Origin of the sequence: Peribacillus sp. Bi134, from assembly GCF_918698065.1 — a bacterium.
Taxonomy (GTDB): domain Bacteria; phylum Bacillota; class Bacilli; order Bacillales; family DSM-1321; genus Peribacillus.
Window position 1 is genome coordinate 24,055 of the sequence record NZ_CAKKLN010000005.1, and the last position, 15,623, is coordinate 39,677.

A 15,623-nucleotide genomic window follows, 5' to 3' on the forward strand; every position below is an offset into this window, starting at 1 on the left:
CAAAAAGGAAATATTTGTTTTTGTGTGAATAAGTCGAAAATATATAAAGGTGAACTAAACATTGTATATTTTCGACTTATTGCTAAAGTACCAGGGTTTCATTCACATCTGTACTTGAACTGAGGCTCTGTCTGTATATAAAAAGCATTTCTTACTTGTGCACTCCAATTTGCAAAGGCTGATCTCCATTCAGGAGTGTTAAAGAATTGATCTACAGTTTGAGTTTCAGAATGCCAAACTATAAATAGGTTGAGTGGGGCAATTCCTCCTGCCCAAATTCCATTATTTGCGTCAGTATCTTCTTCCCTTACTAATAATAAGGGTAGACCAAATTGAAAAGCCATTGAAGGTTCTACTTGTGAATAAACTGATCCTGTCCAGAATGGAGTGGAAGGTGGAAGGGGTCCTGCATTGACATCAACTGTTTGAATTTTAAAACGACGAAGGTTTACTGCCAACATTCCATAGCTTGATGAAACTAACCGACGAATATCAGTTAAAATGGATTCAGGATAACTTTCGCTTAATGGTAATGTACGCGGAAAAAGCAAAGCATTCTCAATCTCTAAAATTAGACGGTTTAGAAACCGTTGTTGGTTGTCATTTAAATGAGTCGTCGTACTTAAAAATATAGGAATACGATAAGCACGATCAATACACTCTTGGTGTGCCGATTCTATTTTCGCTTTATCTTTACGTAAAGAGCTATGCTCATTATTACTCACTTTCTCTTCATCCTTGCGTGAAGAGCTATTCTTACTTTTACTCACTTTCTCTTCATCCTTGCGTGAAGAGCTATTCTTACTTTTACTCACTTTCTCACCTCCTTTTTTTATTAGTATATGGAAAAGGAATAAGTGAGCTTGGACATAACAGGATTTCATATTAGAAGGCTTTATAAAACAAAAATTAGTAATTTTGTCTAAATATGAATAATTTTATAAAAAATTTATTTAATTTATCTGAAGCAGGAAATAGGTAATCTTTCATTAAGCTATCCACAATAAGCTTTTGGATGAATTCAATGTTGAGGAAAAAATATACCCACAAAAAGATTGTGGGAAAATGCTCTTGGGCATGGGGTACCGCCAGCAAAAACTGGATTATAATGATTTTATGCACAAAACTCCCCATTAGTTGAAAATGACGATATAATGTTAGTCGAATGATTGTATTCGCAAAAAGGAGGCTCGTTTCTATGAATATTTTAATTTTGGGTGCAACTGGACGAGTTGGGGGTCAATTAGTTACTTACGGTCTGCATGATAAGCATCATGTTACAGTTTTAGTACGCAATCCAGAGAAGATTGGAATAAGCAATGCCAATTTAACCATTATTCAAGGTAATGTATTAAATAAAACTGATATCGTTCGTGCCATGCATGGGATTGATGTTGTTATTAGTGCGCTTAATACTGATGGGACAACCACTTTATCAGCAAGTATGCCCCTGATTATCGAAGCAATGGAAAACGAAGGAATACAACGAATTATAACCATTGGAACAGCAGGAATCCTGCAAAGCAGAACAACCCCCAATTCTCTGCGTTATCAGTCTAGTGAATCGAAGCGAAGGTCTACCCGCGCAGCGAAAGAGCATCATAAAGTTTACGATATACTTAAACAATCAACACTTCAATGGACGATTGTCTGTCCTACGTATCTGCCCGATGGAGAAAATGTTGGTACGTATCGTGTAGAAGGTGACTTTTTGCCGGAGGATGGGGTTGAAATATCGGTCCCGGATACAGCAGAATTTGCATTCAGCCAAATAAAAAGTAGCGATTATTTAAAATCACGTGTAGGCATTGCCTACTAATAATTCCAATTAGCGATACTCCCCTTTGAAAAAATTTGTTTAATCTTAGATGAAGTAAAGAAACCATCACGTCCTCTTTGAAAGCCGGTACAATTTTCGTAAATGCACACAATCAGCTGAACCATTGCCAAGAATATTTTCCGGTTTCATTAGGGCGAAGATTTCGCCTGTACCTTGTTCATGAACTTCTATTCCATTGTGCTATATTTCCCCTCCAAAAATAGCCACATTCTGCCGGTCAGGAGCAAAAGCAAGCCCGTTCCATTTCAATACGGTCTGTACAAATCCTAGTGAGTCGGCATTGTATCTCCCTGCGATCCTCTGATACGCTTCGAGCTCATATATGCCATCCCTATTGTAATCAACCGGATATAAACCAGATAAAGGATTGACCCACCCTTCTATTGGCGCCTTCAGTACACCATCCTTGTTATATATTTCAGCTAAATAGTCCTTATCCTTATAAGTAAGGTCAAGAATGTACCTTTCTTTTAGGTAAGTACTATTCACCTTTGCCTTGTAATGGTTTTCATAATTCACATCGTATTTATAGGTTTCATTGAAAGTATCTGAATTAAAAATGGTCATGAGTTGACCGTTAAGATATGCAAAAACATACGCATAAATGGAGCCACCGCTTCCTCCTGTATCAATGACCACTAAAATGTCATCCCCCTTATTACCTGTAAAATCACCAAGAAAAATGGTCGGATTATATCCTGCGTTATTTTTCATGGGAACTTGTTGATATTGATGAGTCCTCCCATTTTGGATAACCAAAGTTATATCCCTCCAAAAGGGGCTATCAGGGGTTTTGTTTGCAGTTAGAAAAACATTGTCCTTTATCCCGTCCCCATCAATATCGCCTTGCTTTGATGTCACTATGACTGTTCTGTTGGAGTTCATTTCCCTTGTAAGAACAGTTTGGAGGTTCAGTTGCATGTCTTGCAGTTCCTGCCTTGAAGGATAAGGGTTTGGAAACGACAACGCGTTATCAATCGTTTGCATTGCTTCACTTGTTAACCCGGCCCTACTTTGAGTCTCAGCCAAACAGTACCAATAATAAGGATGATTCGTTTCTTGTATTTTTGTGTAATAGTATTGAATCACCTTTCTAATGTCATACGTATCCACCTTCATCCCACCTGTCTCTTTATTATCCATATAGAATTATATGCGGGAATTTAGTGAATAGCCTTGAGTGCATATCTATTGCTGGAAACAACAATATTGTCCTTCTAAAATATATCGCCTAATTATGATTTCTGGGCATAATACAATAAACAAATTCGCTTGCATAAATTTATTTAATTTGCTATTATAACTGACGAACGTTCGTTAAATTATGGGGTGATATTATTGAAAAGTAATGAAATTAAGGACGCCGCTCTAAAATATTTTACGATTCATGGTTATGAAGGAGCGTCGCTTTCTCAAATAGCTGAAGAAGTCGGCATGAAAAAGCAATCCATTTACGCTCATTTTAAAGGCAAGGATGATCTTTTTCTGCAAGTTTTACGTGATGCGAAAGAGACGGAGCTATCTTCGAAACTCCAATATTTCAGTAAAGTTGATTCAAAAAATCCTGAAAAAGATTTATTTGGATTCCTACAATTGGTCATCGATCTTTTCCAAGAAAATGAGCATATAAAGTTTTGGCTGCGTATGTCCTTTTTTCCGCCAGCACATCTTGAAAAAGAAATCGGGCAGGAAGTGATGGATATCGAGGAAAAAGTGCAGGAGATCCTTGAATGCAAATTCCATGATTGGATCAAGGCCAAATTAATCGTCGATGAAGAAGCCATAACACCGACCTATGCTTTTCTGGGAGTTGTGGATTCCATTTTGCTTGAGCTTGTATACGGCAATGATGAGAAACGGCTGAAGGATAAATTAGCAGCCTCTTGGAAAGTTTTTTGGAGAGGTATTTCACAAGAATGATTCACAAAGAAAGTGGTGTTAAAACATGAATAAACCAATTAAAGAACAAAAGGCGGTATTAATCATTCTTCTAAGCAATATATTCATTGCTTTTCTGGGAATTGGACTCATCATCCCCGTTATGCCGTCATTTATGAATATCATGCATTTATCAGGAAGTACGATGGGCTATCTTGTTGCCGTATTTGCTGTTTCACAGCTTATTATGTCACCTTTCGCAGGTCGTTGGGTTGACCGTTACGGCAGAAAGAAAATCATCATCATCGGCTTATTCCTTTTTGGTGTTTCAGAACTTATCTTCGGTGTAGGGACAAACGTATCCGTGTTCTATTTATCAAGGATCCTTGGGGGTATCAGTGCTGCCTTCATCATGCCAGGTGTTACGGCATATGTTGCAGATATTACATCCGTTCAGGAAAGGCCAAAAGCAATGGGCTATATTTCAGCCGCAATTAGCTTGGGCTTTATAATAGGACCCGGGATCGGTGGCTTTGTTGCAGAATATGGTATACGCTTGCCCTTCTTCCTTGCGGCGGCCATTGCTTTTTTAGCATGCCTTTCATCGATATTCATTTTAAAAGAGCCGATGACAAAGGAACAGCTTGCAAAAGTTTCCGCTAATACTAAGCAAACAAACTTTATGGGCGATATAAAAAAATCACTAAATCCGCTTTACTTTATTGCGTTCATCATTGTATTTGTACTCGCTTTTGGTTTATCAGCCTATGAAACGGTTTTTAGCCTATTTTCTGATCATAAATTCGGCTTCACGCCGAAGGATATTGCCATTATCATTACAATAAGCTCTATTTTCGGAGTTGTTGTGCAAGTCTTTATGTTTGGAAAGCTGGTAGATATTCTCGGCGAAAAGAAGCTTATTCAATTATGTTTAATCGTCGGTGCAATTTTTGCGGTAGCATCCACTATGATTTCCAGTTTTTCGGCAGTACTAGTGGTAACTTGCTTCATATTCCTTGCATTTGACCTTCTTCGTCCGGCTTTGACGACATTTTTATCAAAAGCTGCCGGGAAAGAACAAGGATTCGTTGCTGGAATGAACTCCACCTATACGAGCTTAGGGAATATCGCCGGGCCATCCATGGGAGGATTGCTTTTTGACGTAAACATCCACTACCCTTACCTTTTCGCTGCTGTCATTATCGTCATTGGCCTTGGCATTACAGTCATTTGGAAAGAAAACCGATTGACAGAAAGCTTAGCGAAATAATGAAAGTCCCGGATGGTTATTCGTACCTTTCCTTTTCGAGCTGGAAAACTCCCAAACTTGAAAGATGATATTCTACTAAAAACCCCCCTTGCCCATATTTGGGCAAGGGGGGTTTTTAGTAATCTTTTTGAGAACGGGATTCTTACTACTACTTTTTTTGCTCATGATAACCGCTCCAAATCGATTTCGAATTTATATCGATCTGCCCGGTAGACAGATCTGACAAGCCCAAGTGGTTGATTGGTATCCAGGGTACTTCTTCGTTCAATCAGCAATACAGGGGCACCTTCGACTACCTCGAGCATTTCCGCCTCTTTTTTTTGAGCAATCGCAGCTTCAATTACCTGGTCATGCTGAATTTTTAAACCAAACGTTTTTTCTACATAGTCATGCATGGAAGTTATGGCTATTTCTTCCGTTAGATCCAGGGCAAGATTTTTAGAGATAAATAGCCTTTCATATGCCATCGGCAACCGATCAGCAAGCCTAACACGTTCCAGCTCGAAAATAGGAGCTCCTGCTTCAACATCAAGCTTTGCAGCAAGGTCATGATCAGCATTGATCTCCGTAAAACTGATAAATCGTGTACTTGGTTCAAGTCCTCTTGAAATCATATCCTTCGAAAAGCTTGTTAATCCTTGCAAGGGCCGCTCCAATTTTTGTTGGGCAACGAATGTTCCTTTTCCGCGCTGCCTATATAAATAACCGCCATTCACTAGGTTAGAAATGGCCTGTCTCACAGTCATCCTGCTTATTCCATATTTTTCAGTGTATTCTTTTTCTGAAGGAATCATCTCTCCTGGCACCAATTCAAGATTTTGAATCGCTCCTTTAATCTCCTCTTCAAGTTGATGATAAATGGGACTGGGAGAATTCTTTTGGATCATTCAGCGTACATCTTCCTTTCATCGTTATGAAATTTCACAAGGCATACTGATTGGAAACATAACGCTCATCAATCTTATCCATGCATTTGAACACGATAAGTAATGACTCGCCTTTCTAAGTATCCAAATTCCTTTTTGTGAATTTCAATACCGATTCCCTTGAACGTTCAATTTCATTTTTATTTTCATTATAGAATTTTGAAACATATGCATAGAAAATGATGCTGACCGTTAGAAATTGTGCAAAAAGCGAACTTGTTGCAGCACTTCGGAATTTAGCCTCCGGAGCACGTACATGATTTAGGGACATATCAACTTTTTTAGTTAGTCCATTGTTCCCCAGTCGCGATAAACCAATTGTCTTTATGCCATATGCTTTAGCAATATCAACGAGTTCAAGGACTTCTTCAGTTTCGCCACTATTGGAAATACAGAAAAAAACGGTATTCTTTGATGATGCAGCCAGTGCAGTTGCCGTAATATGCGGGTCTTGATTGGCACTTACAATCTTTCCTAACCGTAACCATTTTTGTGTAATATCTTCAGCAACGAGCCATGATGCACCTAAACCATAGACATAAATCACATCTGCACTCCTCATGGTTTCAATGATATTGTCAAGAACGGACTCATCCAAATAATGCGCAGTTTCTTGTATAGCTTGGACAGAGTTGGAAACTATTTTATTTTTAATGGACGCTATTGTTTCGTTAGGCTCAATGTCATGGAAACCTTTTTTCTCAGGTTGGGAAATCAGGGATGATAGGGATACCTTCAGTTCTGAAAAGCTGTTAACTTTTATAGAATGACAGAACCTCGTTACGGCCGAACTGCTGGCATTGGCATGATCAGCTAATTCATGTATCGTCATTCTTATAATGTCGTTTGGATTTTCTAAAATATATTGTGCAATTTTCCGTTCTGATTTAGGCAACTGGTTTAATAAGCTTTCAATTCTCAATATAATATTTTCGACGTGCATATGATTTACTCTCCTTGATCTATACTTACTTTAAATGCTTCATTGCTATGTAATAACAACCTAATGTAGCTGATACGTCTTCCAAAACAAAATTCACATTTGGATTTTCAAGTTTAATATGATTGATGAAAGAGCTTTGCACCAATGGTATATTTGTCAAGATGCTACCTTTTATTGCAATTGTAACATTCCCACTTAACTTTAACTTCCTGATAACCTCAAGCGTTTGTTTTGAAAGGTGGTACCCAGCCTGATTCAGAATATTTTGCGAGAAACCATCGCCCTTAACCGCATGTTGGACAATCAGGGGAACAAATGAGGCAATCTCGGATTTCGTGGCAGAATAAATGAATTTCTTCAGTTCCATAACACTGTTGTAGCCAAGTTTTTGAAGTATAGACTGTGATAGCTGGCTATAGATATACCCCTCATCCTCTTCTTTCGTCATTTTTATAAAAGCCTGCATGGCGATCCAATAGCCACTTCCCTCATCCCCAAGGATGTGTCCCCAGCCACCAGCCGATTTCTCGATTCCTTTATGGATGCCGATACTTACAGATCCAGTTCCGGATATGGTCAAAATGCCATCATTTCCTTTAAGCAAAGCAGCATGAGCGATAATTGCATCATTTACAATGGTGAACGGGGCCTTAAATGCCATGCTTAATGCACTTTTTATGCCCTGCGGATTTTCAACTCCTCCATACCCGGCTAATCCTAAGCAAATGTAATGGCAGCTTCCATTGTTAATGGGCATTACGCATTCTTCAATTGCCTGTATAATGTTAGCGATGGCTTTTTTTTCATTAATAAGCAGGTTTCCAAACCCCGCTATGCCTTCACTAATTTTATTTCCATCTAAATCATAAGCCACTGCTTCAGTTTTAGTGCCTCCGCCGTCAACTCCGATAATATAATTCATATTATTCTCCTATTCAGTAAAAAAGGAAGGAATATCACCTTCCTTCCCTGATCAATTAATATTGAATTGGAATTTCCCCCATGGTTCCAAATAATCGAGAAGAAAAATTTCCTCTTCTGTTATTCGGCCAACTACATTTGTTTTCCCCGAATTCTTCATTTCCTTTAATGCAATCTGCAATTCCCCTTTATATTGTCCATAGAGCTCATTTTCAATTAAAATATCACCGCGCCTGATATCAGGCGTATATGTTGGTTTAAATTCTTCGCTCTTATATTTCACACGTGATTGAGTCGAGCGAATTAAATAATCGGAAACATCTCCACGGTAAAAATGGAATTCTTCCAATACTATTTTTTTCTCTAGTGCTGTTATGGTTTCGTGAAGGTTAACATTAAATGTTAACAGACCGCTGTTTAACAGGCTAAGCTGCTTCAATTCATCTTCAGATGCGTAAGCATTTGCAATGATTACATCATCAATCAACCCTGTCGCATACAAATGTTTCGCTTGTGTTGTAATCGGCAATTCCCGGTGCATTTCTAAAGTACATAATCCTTCCGTTACAGGCCAAGGACCGTACGTTGCTGCATGTGAGCTGATGAAAGCTGCCGTGCGGATATTATGCTTTTTGAATGACTCACAGCATTTTATAAAATGAGGATAGCTCAATCCTGCATAGCGATGCGGATAGAAGTTATGCGATCCAACTAAATTCTCTTTATTTGGTTTGTAATCCATAATATTATCTAAATATTTTGTTGCATTGCTCATGTTTATTTCAATTTTCAGGTCATATGGATTATGTGTCATAACCGACTCTTCGTTACCTGTAAAACCCATGTCCAGCCTGATTCCATATGCACCTAATTCTGCAAAAAACGATAAGTCATTATAAGAAATGCCTAGCGAACCGAATACACGGGGAGCAATATCGACCATCACTTCCATATTCAATTGATTGGCATAAACTATCGTTTCTTTAAATTCTTTTAATATCTTCTCTTTATCACCTTCGACAGAAAGCAAGCAAGTAAAGATCTTTTTGAATCCATATTTGTGTGCAAGTGCAATGTATTCCATGTCTCTTTCGACGGTTGAATGCTCTGGATAGATAGATATACCAAGTTTACCCATTTTTAATCACCTCTTTACTGTTGTGGGGCTAGCTTTTTTACAATGCGAATCATATGTTCAATTAGTTTTTGTTCGCTCATTGCCGTCATCAAGTGATCTTGAGCATGAATCATCAATAAAGTTTTCTCACTTGGAACTCCATTCAATTCTGCTTGAATTAGCTTGGTTTGTGTCTTATGGGCCAAGTTCAATTCTTCCTGGCCTTGTTTAATTAGTTCTTCTGCACTTTCAAAATTAAATTCTTCCGCTTCTTTCAGTGCTTCGAATGCTAATCCTCTTGCATTTCCACTATGTGATATTATTTCAAAAATTTCCATTTCGTTATTGTTCATTTCAGTTGACATATCATTCCACTCCTATTTTATGTTAGATTATGAAGGTTCATTGGATTACTGTAATCCATATTCACTGTTTAAAACACCATTCACTTGATGGTCGGAACAGCACTTTCACTGAAGAATCGCGGTAAGTATTCTTCATGCGCTTTTAAAAGTTTTTGTAAAACGATTTCCGCCAGGTCATCACTTGGAATAAGCGGGTTAATCGTTAAAGCCAATAATGCTTTATCATAAGAACCTGTAACGGCTGCCTCTGCACCAATTCTTTCAAATGATTTGATTTGTTGGATTAAGCCATGCACTTGTATGGGTAATTTCCCCATAGCCAAAGGAATTGGTCCATTCTTCGTGACGATACAGCTTACTTCTACTGCTGAATCATAATCAATATCAGTAAGCGATCCATTGTTTTGTACATTTAGCACTTGAATGTCTTTTTTATCATTATAAATAGAAGAAATGACGTTACACGCTGCATCACTGTAGTAAGCTCCACCGCGCTGCTCTAATTGCGGAGGCTTGATGTCAAGGGTTTCATCCTTGTATAGGTGAAACAAACCTTCTTCTAATCTTTTCACAATTTCAGCTCGAGTTTCCCCTGTTTTGAATGCTTCCAATTCTTCTTCTAAAATCGTTTTTGTTTTGTAATAATAACGATGGTACGGGCAAGGCACCACTCCTAAGGATTTCAAAAATCTTCTGTTCCAAGCCAATGGGGCAATATTCTTCATCGTCAGCTGAATCTCAGGATTGCCAAGCATTTCAAGCACTTTATCTGTTACTTCTTGATCATCAACGAATACATGCATCCCGAATACCATGTGGTTTAACCCGGCGAAATCTATATGAACTCTCTTCCTATCCACACCAAGCATGCTAGAAATAGACATATGCATATTAAATGGAACATTGCATACCCCAATGACTTTTTTATGCTTGCTGTAGCGGAGAAGGGCTTCCGTTACCATCCCCGCTGGGTTTGTGAAGTTAATTAACCAAGCATCAGGGCAGAGCTCCTGCATTTCTTCTGCAATTTCCAGAATAATAGGTATAGTTCGTAATGCTTTGGACAATCCTCCTGCACCGTTTGTTTCTTGACCAATCAATCCTAATTCCAACGGGATCCGCTCGTCCTTGATTCGTGCATCAAGTAATCCCACTCTCATTTGCGTCGTGACAAAATCGGCATTTTGCAAGGCTTGCCGGCGGTCTAACGTTAGATGTATTTCCATTGGAAGTCCTGCTTTTTCAACCATCCGTTTTGCTAAGGTTCCTACAATCTCCAGTTTTTCTTTTCCTGCCTCAATATCCACTAACCACAGTTCCCTAATTGGCAACTCATCATATCGTTTAATAAAACCTTCTATTAATTCTGGTGTATAACTGGAGCCTCCACCAATTGTGGCAATCTTCAACCCTTTTTTCATTTCCATTCCCCTAACACCTCATAGTTAGCTAATCTGAATTTTCATTTATAGATTATTACATAGCAAATCAGTGCGCTCACCGCTAATAAAGACAAGAATAATAGTGATGCATGTTTCTTGTTTTTAAACTTACCTTCAACAAAACAAACAACCATCGTCAATCCTGCGCTTATGGCAAAGGTATTTCCCAAGTACAGTGATAATTGTTTATTTATCTCAAAGGCATTCATTAATCCGTTAAAGATAAAATTAAAAACAAGAATGAAGCTAAAAAATAGAAAGGCACTTTTGTAACTAAAAAAGTGAATTCTGGATGTTGAATTCATATCCTTTCCCCCCTCAATTTATAAAAGGAGTTTGGAGCATTTAGTCCCAAACTCCCTTTTAGGTATTCCTTATAAAGCGATATTTTGATTATCCGTTGTTTCTACCACGTTTTCCTGTGCTAGAAGCTTTTTATCGTACATCTTAAAGAATGGCAGATAAATAAGGACTGAAATTGTTAAATTCACCATCACGAGAACAACGGCTCTCCAATCACCGCCTGTTGAAAGGTAGGCACCTATTGGAGCGGGCAATGTCCAGGGAACCATTACATATGTCGGGTTCACAAGTCCGATGGATGTTGCTATATATGCAAGTGTCGCACCAATTAGCGGTGTAATGATAAATGGAATAATAAGTACCGGGTTCAATACAATCGGCATCCCAAAGATAACAGGTTCATTGATGTTAAAAATGCTTGGCACAATTGTTGCTTTCCCCATTGCTTTACTATAGGTGGATTTTGCCGTTAAGAGCATGGCTATTACCAAACCCAAGGTTGCACCAGACCCACCAATCCAAATAAACCATTGGAAGAATGTTTCAGGAGCTATGTGGGGAATTGCCTTTCCAGCTGCAACTGCTGCCGAGTTATTCCCCAAGTATACTTCCCATACCGGACGAGCTACGGCACCTACTACTGAAACGCCATGAATACCAAATGACCAAAAGAATGTAATCAAAAATACTGGAATTAATACACCTGGCAATGTATCGCCTGCACTGATGAGTGGTGCAACCGCTTTATCAACAAGTGAATGTAAATCAACAGCAAAAACGACTGTAATTAATGTCATGACAAGCAGTACAATTGAAACTGGTATTAATGCTTCAAATGAACGGGCCACTGAAGTTGGAACAGAATCAGGCATTTTAATCGTGATATTCTTTGTCTTACAAAGACGTAAAATTTCGACAGCAAAAATGGATACAATCATTCCTACAAAAAGACCATGGCCTCCGAGATTTGTCATTGGCAAAACAAACCCCACATCATCCATCATCTTTACACCAATTGTGAACAAGAAGGCTGCTAATGATAGTAAACCTCCAGATAGCGGGTCAAGTTTATAGCTTTGAGATAAACTGTAGCCTATACCAAAAGTAATATATAGCGTCATGATAAACATCGTTAATCGATATGGTATTAAAATTTCAGCGATATGTTTTGCAGACCATTCACCTAATGCAGTATCTGCTGCAACGGGCGGAAATGCAATGATCAAGAATAAACTTCCAAAGATGATGAAAGGTAACGCAGAAACCACACCATCCCGAATCGCGCGTAAATGTTTTTGCTCAGACAATTTAGCCATAGGTGTTGAAAGATTATTTTCTAAAAAAGCTACAAACTTGTCCATTCGTGTTTTCCCCTTTTACGTTTAGTGAAAAGAAATAGTAATTAGTTTATTATTTTGCTAGTTCCGTTACCAGTTTTAATAGTTTAGGTCCGCCAAGAGGGCTGTAAGCTTGGGCTGGAATGGCTTCACATGGGACGCCTGCTTCATCTGCCGATGCCTTAAAGCCATCGAAACGATGTTTGACTTGCGGAGCTACCATTGCAACATCCCAGCCATTTCGTACTTCTGCATCAAATTCTTGAGTGCCGACTGCCAATACTTCTATGGTTACACCCTGTTTTTCCCCTTCCTTTTTTAAAGCGCTTACAACGATTGCACTAGACATACCACCTGAGCATACGAATAATACTTTCATTCTTTGTTCCTCCAATTTTTTTATTTTTTTTATTAAAAGCGTTAAATCGTTTTTCTAATGAACCCTTGTGCTTTCACTAAACGATTTGAGGCTTCTTCATATGATACATTCGTTAAAATCATGACAATTGCAATTTTAGGCTGGGCATTTGCCTTTTCTAAGTATTCATCTGCAATTTCATAGCTACAGTCAGTAGCATCCATGATAATACGTTTTGCACGTTCAACCAGCTTTTCATTAGTTAACTGTAAATCTACCATTAAATTACCATAAACTTTTCCAACTCCAACCATTGAGGCGGTGGAAAGCATGTTGCATACTAACTTTTGCGATGTTCCAGCTTTTAAACGTGTAGAACCCGTCAGGACTTCAGGCCCGTTTACAACTTCAATCGCAACTTTTGCGATCTTACCTATCTCAGAACCTTTGTTACAGCTTATCGACACAGTTCCTGCACCAACTTGATTGGCATATTCCAATCCAGCAATAACATATGGAGTGCGTCCACTAGCTGCAATGCCCACTACGACGTCCCTGTTTGTTAATTCGATTTTCTTCAAATCTTCAGGACCTAATTCAAAACTGTCTTCAGCACCTTCAACCGCCTTAATGAAAGCCTTTTCCCCACCAGCTATAAGACCCACTACTTCACTCGGATCGGTATTGAATGTTGGGGGACATTCTACTGCATCCAATAAACCGATGCGCCCGCTTGTTCCTGCACCCATGTAAATTAATCTGCCGTTTTTATTCATGGCTTCAACGATCATCTCCACGGCTTTAGAAATTTGCGGAAGTTCTTTTTTTACACAATGGGCAACTTTAGTGTCTTCTTCGTTCATCACCTCTAAAAATTCCAGTGTTCCCATTTCATCTAAACTCATGGTCTTTTCATTACGACGCTCTGTCGTTAAATGCTCAAGCATACATATCATCCTTTTTTATTTCAGTGGTGAAAGTGGTGAAACTTTATTTGCTATAGAGAATATATCACTATTAAAAATTAATTTCAATATTGTATATACATTTTTAAAATTTAATTTTAAAATAAAAGTAAGATACCTAAATTGATTGGTTGAATGTTAGCTTTCTACTAAAAACTAAAAAGCAAACCGAGTAGCCATTTCGTGAACCAAACCTACGATTCTTTTTATTGTTAGATCATATCTCACTATTCATAGATGACAAATTCATATATTCATTATTTGTTAACGCTTACAAATAATTAAATATAAATATTAGTAATGAAATGAGGTTGTACTATTGATGAATGAAAGGATTACTAAGAAAAAATTGGGTTCATTGGCTCTAGCCGCTTTGGTGGGGGGATCACTTCTCCTTCCAGCTGATTTGAAAGCAAATGCAGAATCTGGGACAATTCCTCAAACAACGACTTATGTAAAACAGGAACTTCGCGCAACTTGGATTGCAAGTGTGTTAAATATTGACTGGCCTTCCAAACCTGGTTTATCCATATCAGCACAGAAAGAAGAATTCATAAAATATTTGGATGAACAAAAAGCGATGGGAATGAATGCTGTCGTTATGCAAATTAAACCCACTGCGGATGCTTTTTATCCTTCTGAATACGGTCTTTGGTCAAAATATTTAACAGGAGTCCAAGGAAAAGATCCCGGGTATGACCCTCTTGCATTCATGGTAGAAGCAGCACATGAGCGTAATATGGAATTTCATGCGTGGTTTAATCCTTACCGCATTACTATGCCTTTAGGTAAAACAGCTGAAATATCGGATATTGATAATCTTCCAGAATCTCACCCTGCCAGAAAGCACCCGGATTGGGTCATACCATATGGACAACAATTGTACTTTGATCCAGGCATTCCTGGCGTACAGCGGTTTGTGATTGATGGAATAATGGAAGTTGTTAAGAATTATGATATCGATGCAGTCCATATGGACGATTATTTCTATCCTTACAAGATTGCAGGAGTACCTTTCCCAGATGAAATTTCCTATCAAAAATATGGAGCAGATAGATTTACAAATGTTGAAGATTGGCGCAGGGATAATGTAAATAACCTTGTTAAGAATATAAATGAAGAAATCAAGGCAGAAAAATCATATGTGAAGTTTGGTATAAGTCCATTTGGAGTTTGGCGCAACAAAGCAGTTGATCCCACAGGATCTGACACTGCCGCAGGACAAACGAATTATGATGATTTATATGCAGATACCCGAACGTGGATCAATAATGGATATATTGATTATATTGCCCCTCAATTATATTGGAATATAGGATTGCCAGTAGCTGACTATGCCAAACTTCTTGATTGGTGGACAAAAGAAGTCGAAGGTAAAAATGTTCAACTCTATATTGGACAAGGAGACTATAAAATTAATACAGAGTCCAACGGTGTGCAAAACTGGTTCAATCCTGAAGAAATGCCAAACCAGTTAAAACTGAATCGAACATATAAGGAATTTGATGGAAGCATGCATTTCAGTGCCAAAGATTTACGGAAAAACCCCCTTGGGATAGCAGATCGGTTAAGCGGGGATATTTATAAGCATCCCGCATTGGTTCCAGCCATGCCTTGGATTGATGATCATGCACCAAAGGCTCCAATGGTGAGAAATTCAACACAATCAGGAGATGGAATACAATTTGAAATTCACGATCATAAGAAATCAGATGCATCTTATTATGCCATTTATCGTTTTGATGGGAAGAAAAAAGGAAACATTGAAGATTCAACGAACTTACTTGCCACAGTGCATAAAGAAAATACAAGTCAATTGTTTAATGATGGCAGTGTAGAAAAAGGCAAGACTTACACATATGTTGTGACAGCATTGGACCGTACCCACAATGAAAGTAAACAAACTAGGCAGATTTATATAAAAGTAAAATGATCTTCAAGAAATAGCTTTATAGCTT

At 38.2% G+C, this 15,623-nt stretch carries 16 protein-coding genes; 4 read left to right on the plus strand and 12 right to left on the minus strand.

The features are described from left to right. Nucleotides 1-98: 98 nt before the first annotated feature. The gene (locus tag LQ188_RS11385; protein ID WP_034311227.1) at nt 99-725 is read right to left on the minus strand and encodes a hypothetical protein; all 627 of its coding nucleotides are present in this window, start codon (nt 723-725) and stop codon (nt 99-101) included. A gap of 473 nt (nt 726-1,198) precedes the next feature. Here LQ188_RS11385 and LQ188_RS11390 point away from each other — a divergent pair, with 473 nt between their 5' ends. After that, the gene (locus LQ188_RS11390; protein ID WP_230176876.1) at nt 1,199-1,819 is read left to right on the plus strand and encodes an SDR family oxidoreductase; all 621 of its coding nucleotides are present in this window, start codon (nt 1,199-1,201) and stop codon (nt 1,817-1,819) included. Between the two features lie 201 nt (nt 1,820-2,020). Here LQ188_RS11390 and LQ188_RS11395 read toward each other — a convergent pair whose 3' ends face one another. Continuing rightward, nucleotides 2,021-2,761, minus strand: coding sequence for a VCBS repeat-containing protein (locus LQ188_RS11395; RefSeq protein WP_230177078.1), 741 nt, complete (start codon nt 2,759-2,761; stop codon nt 2,021-2,023). A gap of 408 nt (nt 2,762-3,169) precedes the next feature. Here LQ188_RS11395 and LQ188_RS11400 point away from each other — a divergent pair, with 408 nt between their 5' ends. Both LQ188_RS11400 and LQ188_RS11405 read left to right on the plus strand, forming a co-directional pair. Further along, nucleotides 3,170-3,760 (plus strand): TetR/AcrR family transcriptional regulator, encoded by a 591-nt coding sequence (locus tag LQ188_RS11400; protein ID WP_353616216.1) that lies wholly within the window; start codon nt 3,170-3,172, stop codon nt 3,758-3,760. A gap of 25 nt (nt 3,761-3,785) precedes the next feature. Next, the gene (locus LQ188_RS11405) at nt 3,786-4,988 is read left to right on the plus strand and encodes an MFS transporter (RefSeq protein WP_230176877.1); all 1,203 of its coding nucleotides are present in this window, start codon (nt 3,786-3,788) and stop codon (nt 4,986-4,988) included. Nucleotides 4,989-5,149: 161 nt separating this feature from the next. On the opposite strand, the gene LQ188_RS11410 is transcribed toward LQ188_RS11405, so the two are convergent. The 10 genes from LQ188_RS11410 to murQ form a co-directional block, all read right to left on the minus strand. Then, complete coding sequence (locus LQ188_RS11410; protein WP_230176878.1) at nt 5,150-5,875, minus strand: GntR family transcriptional regulator; 726 nt, start codon at nt 5,873-5,875, stop codon at nt 5,150-5,152. A gap of 115 nt (nt 5,876-5,990) precedes the next feature. Next, entirely contained in the window at nt 5,991-6,857 is an 867-nt protein-coding gene (locus LQ188_RS11415) for a MurR/RpiR family transcriptional regulator (protein ID WP_101222289.1), read from the minus strand. A gap of 25 nt (nt 6,858-6,882) precedes the next feature. After that, entirely contained in the window at nt 6,883-7,779 is an 897-nt protein-coding gene (locus LQ188_RS11420; protein WP_230176879.1) for a BadF/BadG/BcrA/BcrD ATPase family protein, read from the minus strand. A gap of 51 nt (nt 7,780-7,830) precedes the next feature. Continuing rightward, nucleotides 7,831-8,916 (minus strand): DUF871 domain-containing protein, encoded by a 1,086-nt coding sequence (locus LQ188_RS11425; RefSeq protein WP_230176880.1) that lies wholly within the window; start codon nt 8,914-8,916, stop codon nt 7,831-7,833. A 14-nt stretch (nt 8,917-8,930) separates the two neighbouring features. Continuing rightward, nucleotides 8,931-9,260 (minus strand): PTS lactose/cellobiose transporter subunit IIA, encoded by a 330-nt coding sequence (locus LQ188_RS11430; RefSeq protein WP_101222292.1) that lies wholly within the window; start codon nt 9,258-9,260, stop codon nt 8,931-8,933. Nucleotides 9,261-9,340: 80 nt separating this feature from the next. Then, on the minus strand, nt 9,341-10,687 hold the full coding sequence (locus LQ188_RS11435; protein ID WP_290370116.1) for a 6-phospho-beta-glucosidase: 1,347 nt from the start codon (nt 10,685-10,687) through the stop codon (nt 9,341-9,343). Between the two features lie 35 nt (nt 10,688-10,722). Further along, nucleotides 10,723-11,007, minus strand: a complete 285-nt coding sequence (locus LQ188_RS11440) for a hypothetical protein (RefSeq protein ID WP_230176881.1) — start codon at nt 11,005-11,007, stop codon at nt 10,723-10,725. Between the two features lie 69 nt (nt 11,008-11,076). Continuing rightward, entirely contained in the window at nt 11,077-12,366 is a 1,290-nt protein-coding gene (locus LQ188_RS11445; RefSeq protein ID WP_101222295.1) for a PTS sugar transporter subunit IIC, read from the minus strand. A gap of 49 nt (nt 12,367-12,415) precedes the next feature. After that, the gene (locus tag LQ188_RS11450) at nt 12,416-12,721 is read right to left on the minus strand and encodes a PTS sugar transporter subunit IIB (protein WP_061463755.1); all 306 of its coding nucleotides are present in this window, start codon (nt 12,719-12,721) and stop codon (nt 12,416-12,418) included. A 41-nt stretch (nt 12,722-12,762) separates the two neighbouring features. Further along, nucleotides 12,763-13,647, minus strand: a complete 885-nt coding sequence (gene murQ / locus LQ188_RS11455) for an N-acetylmuramic acid 6-phosphate etherase (RefSeq protein ID WP_101222296.1) — start codon at nt 13,645-13,647, stop codon at nt 12,763-12,765. A 340-nt stretch (nt 13,648-13,987) separates the two neighbouring features. Here murQ and LQ188_RS11460 point away from each other — a divergent pair, with 340 nt between their 5' ends. Then, entirely contained in the window at nt 13,988-15,598 is a 1,611-nt protein-coding gene (locus LQ188_RS11460; RefSeq protein ID WP_101222297.1) for a family 10 glycosylhydrolase, read from the plus strand. The last annotated feature ends 25 nt before the right edge of the window (nt 15,599-15,623 follow it).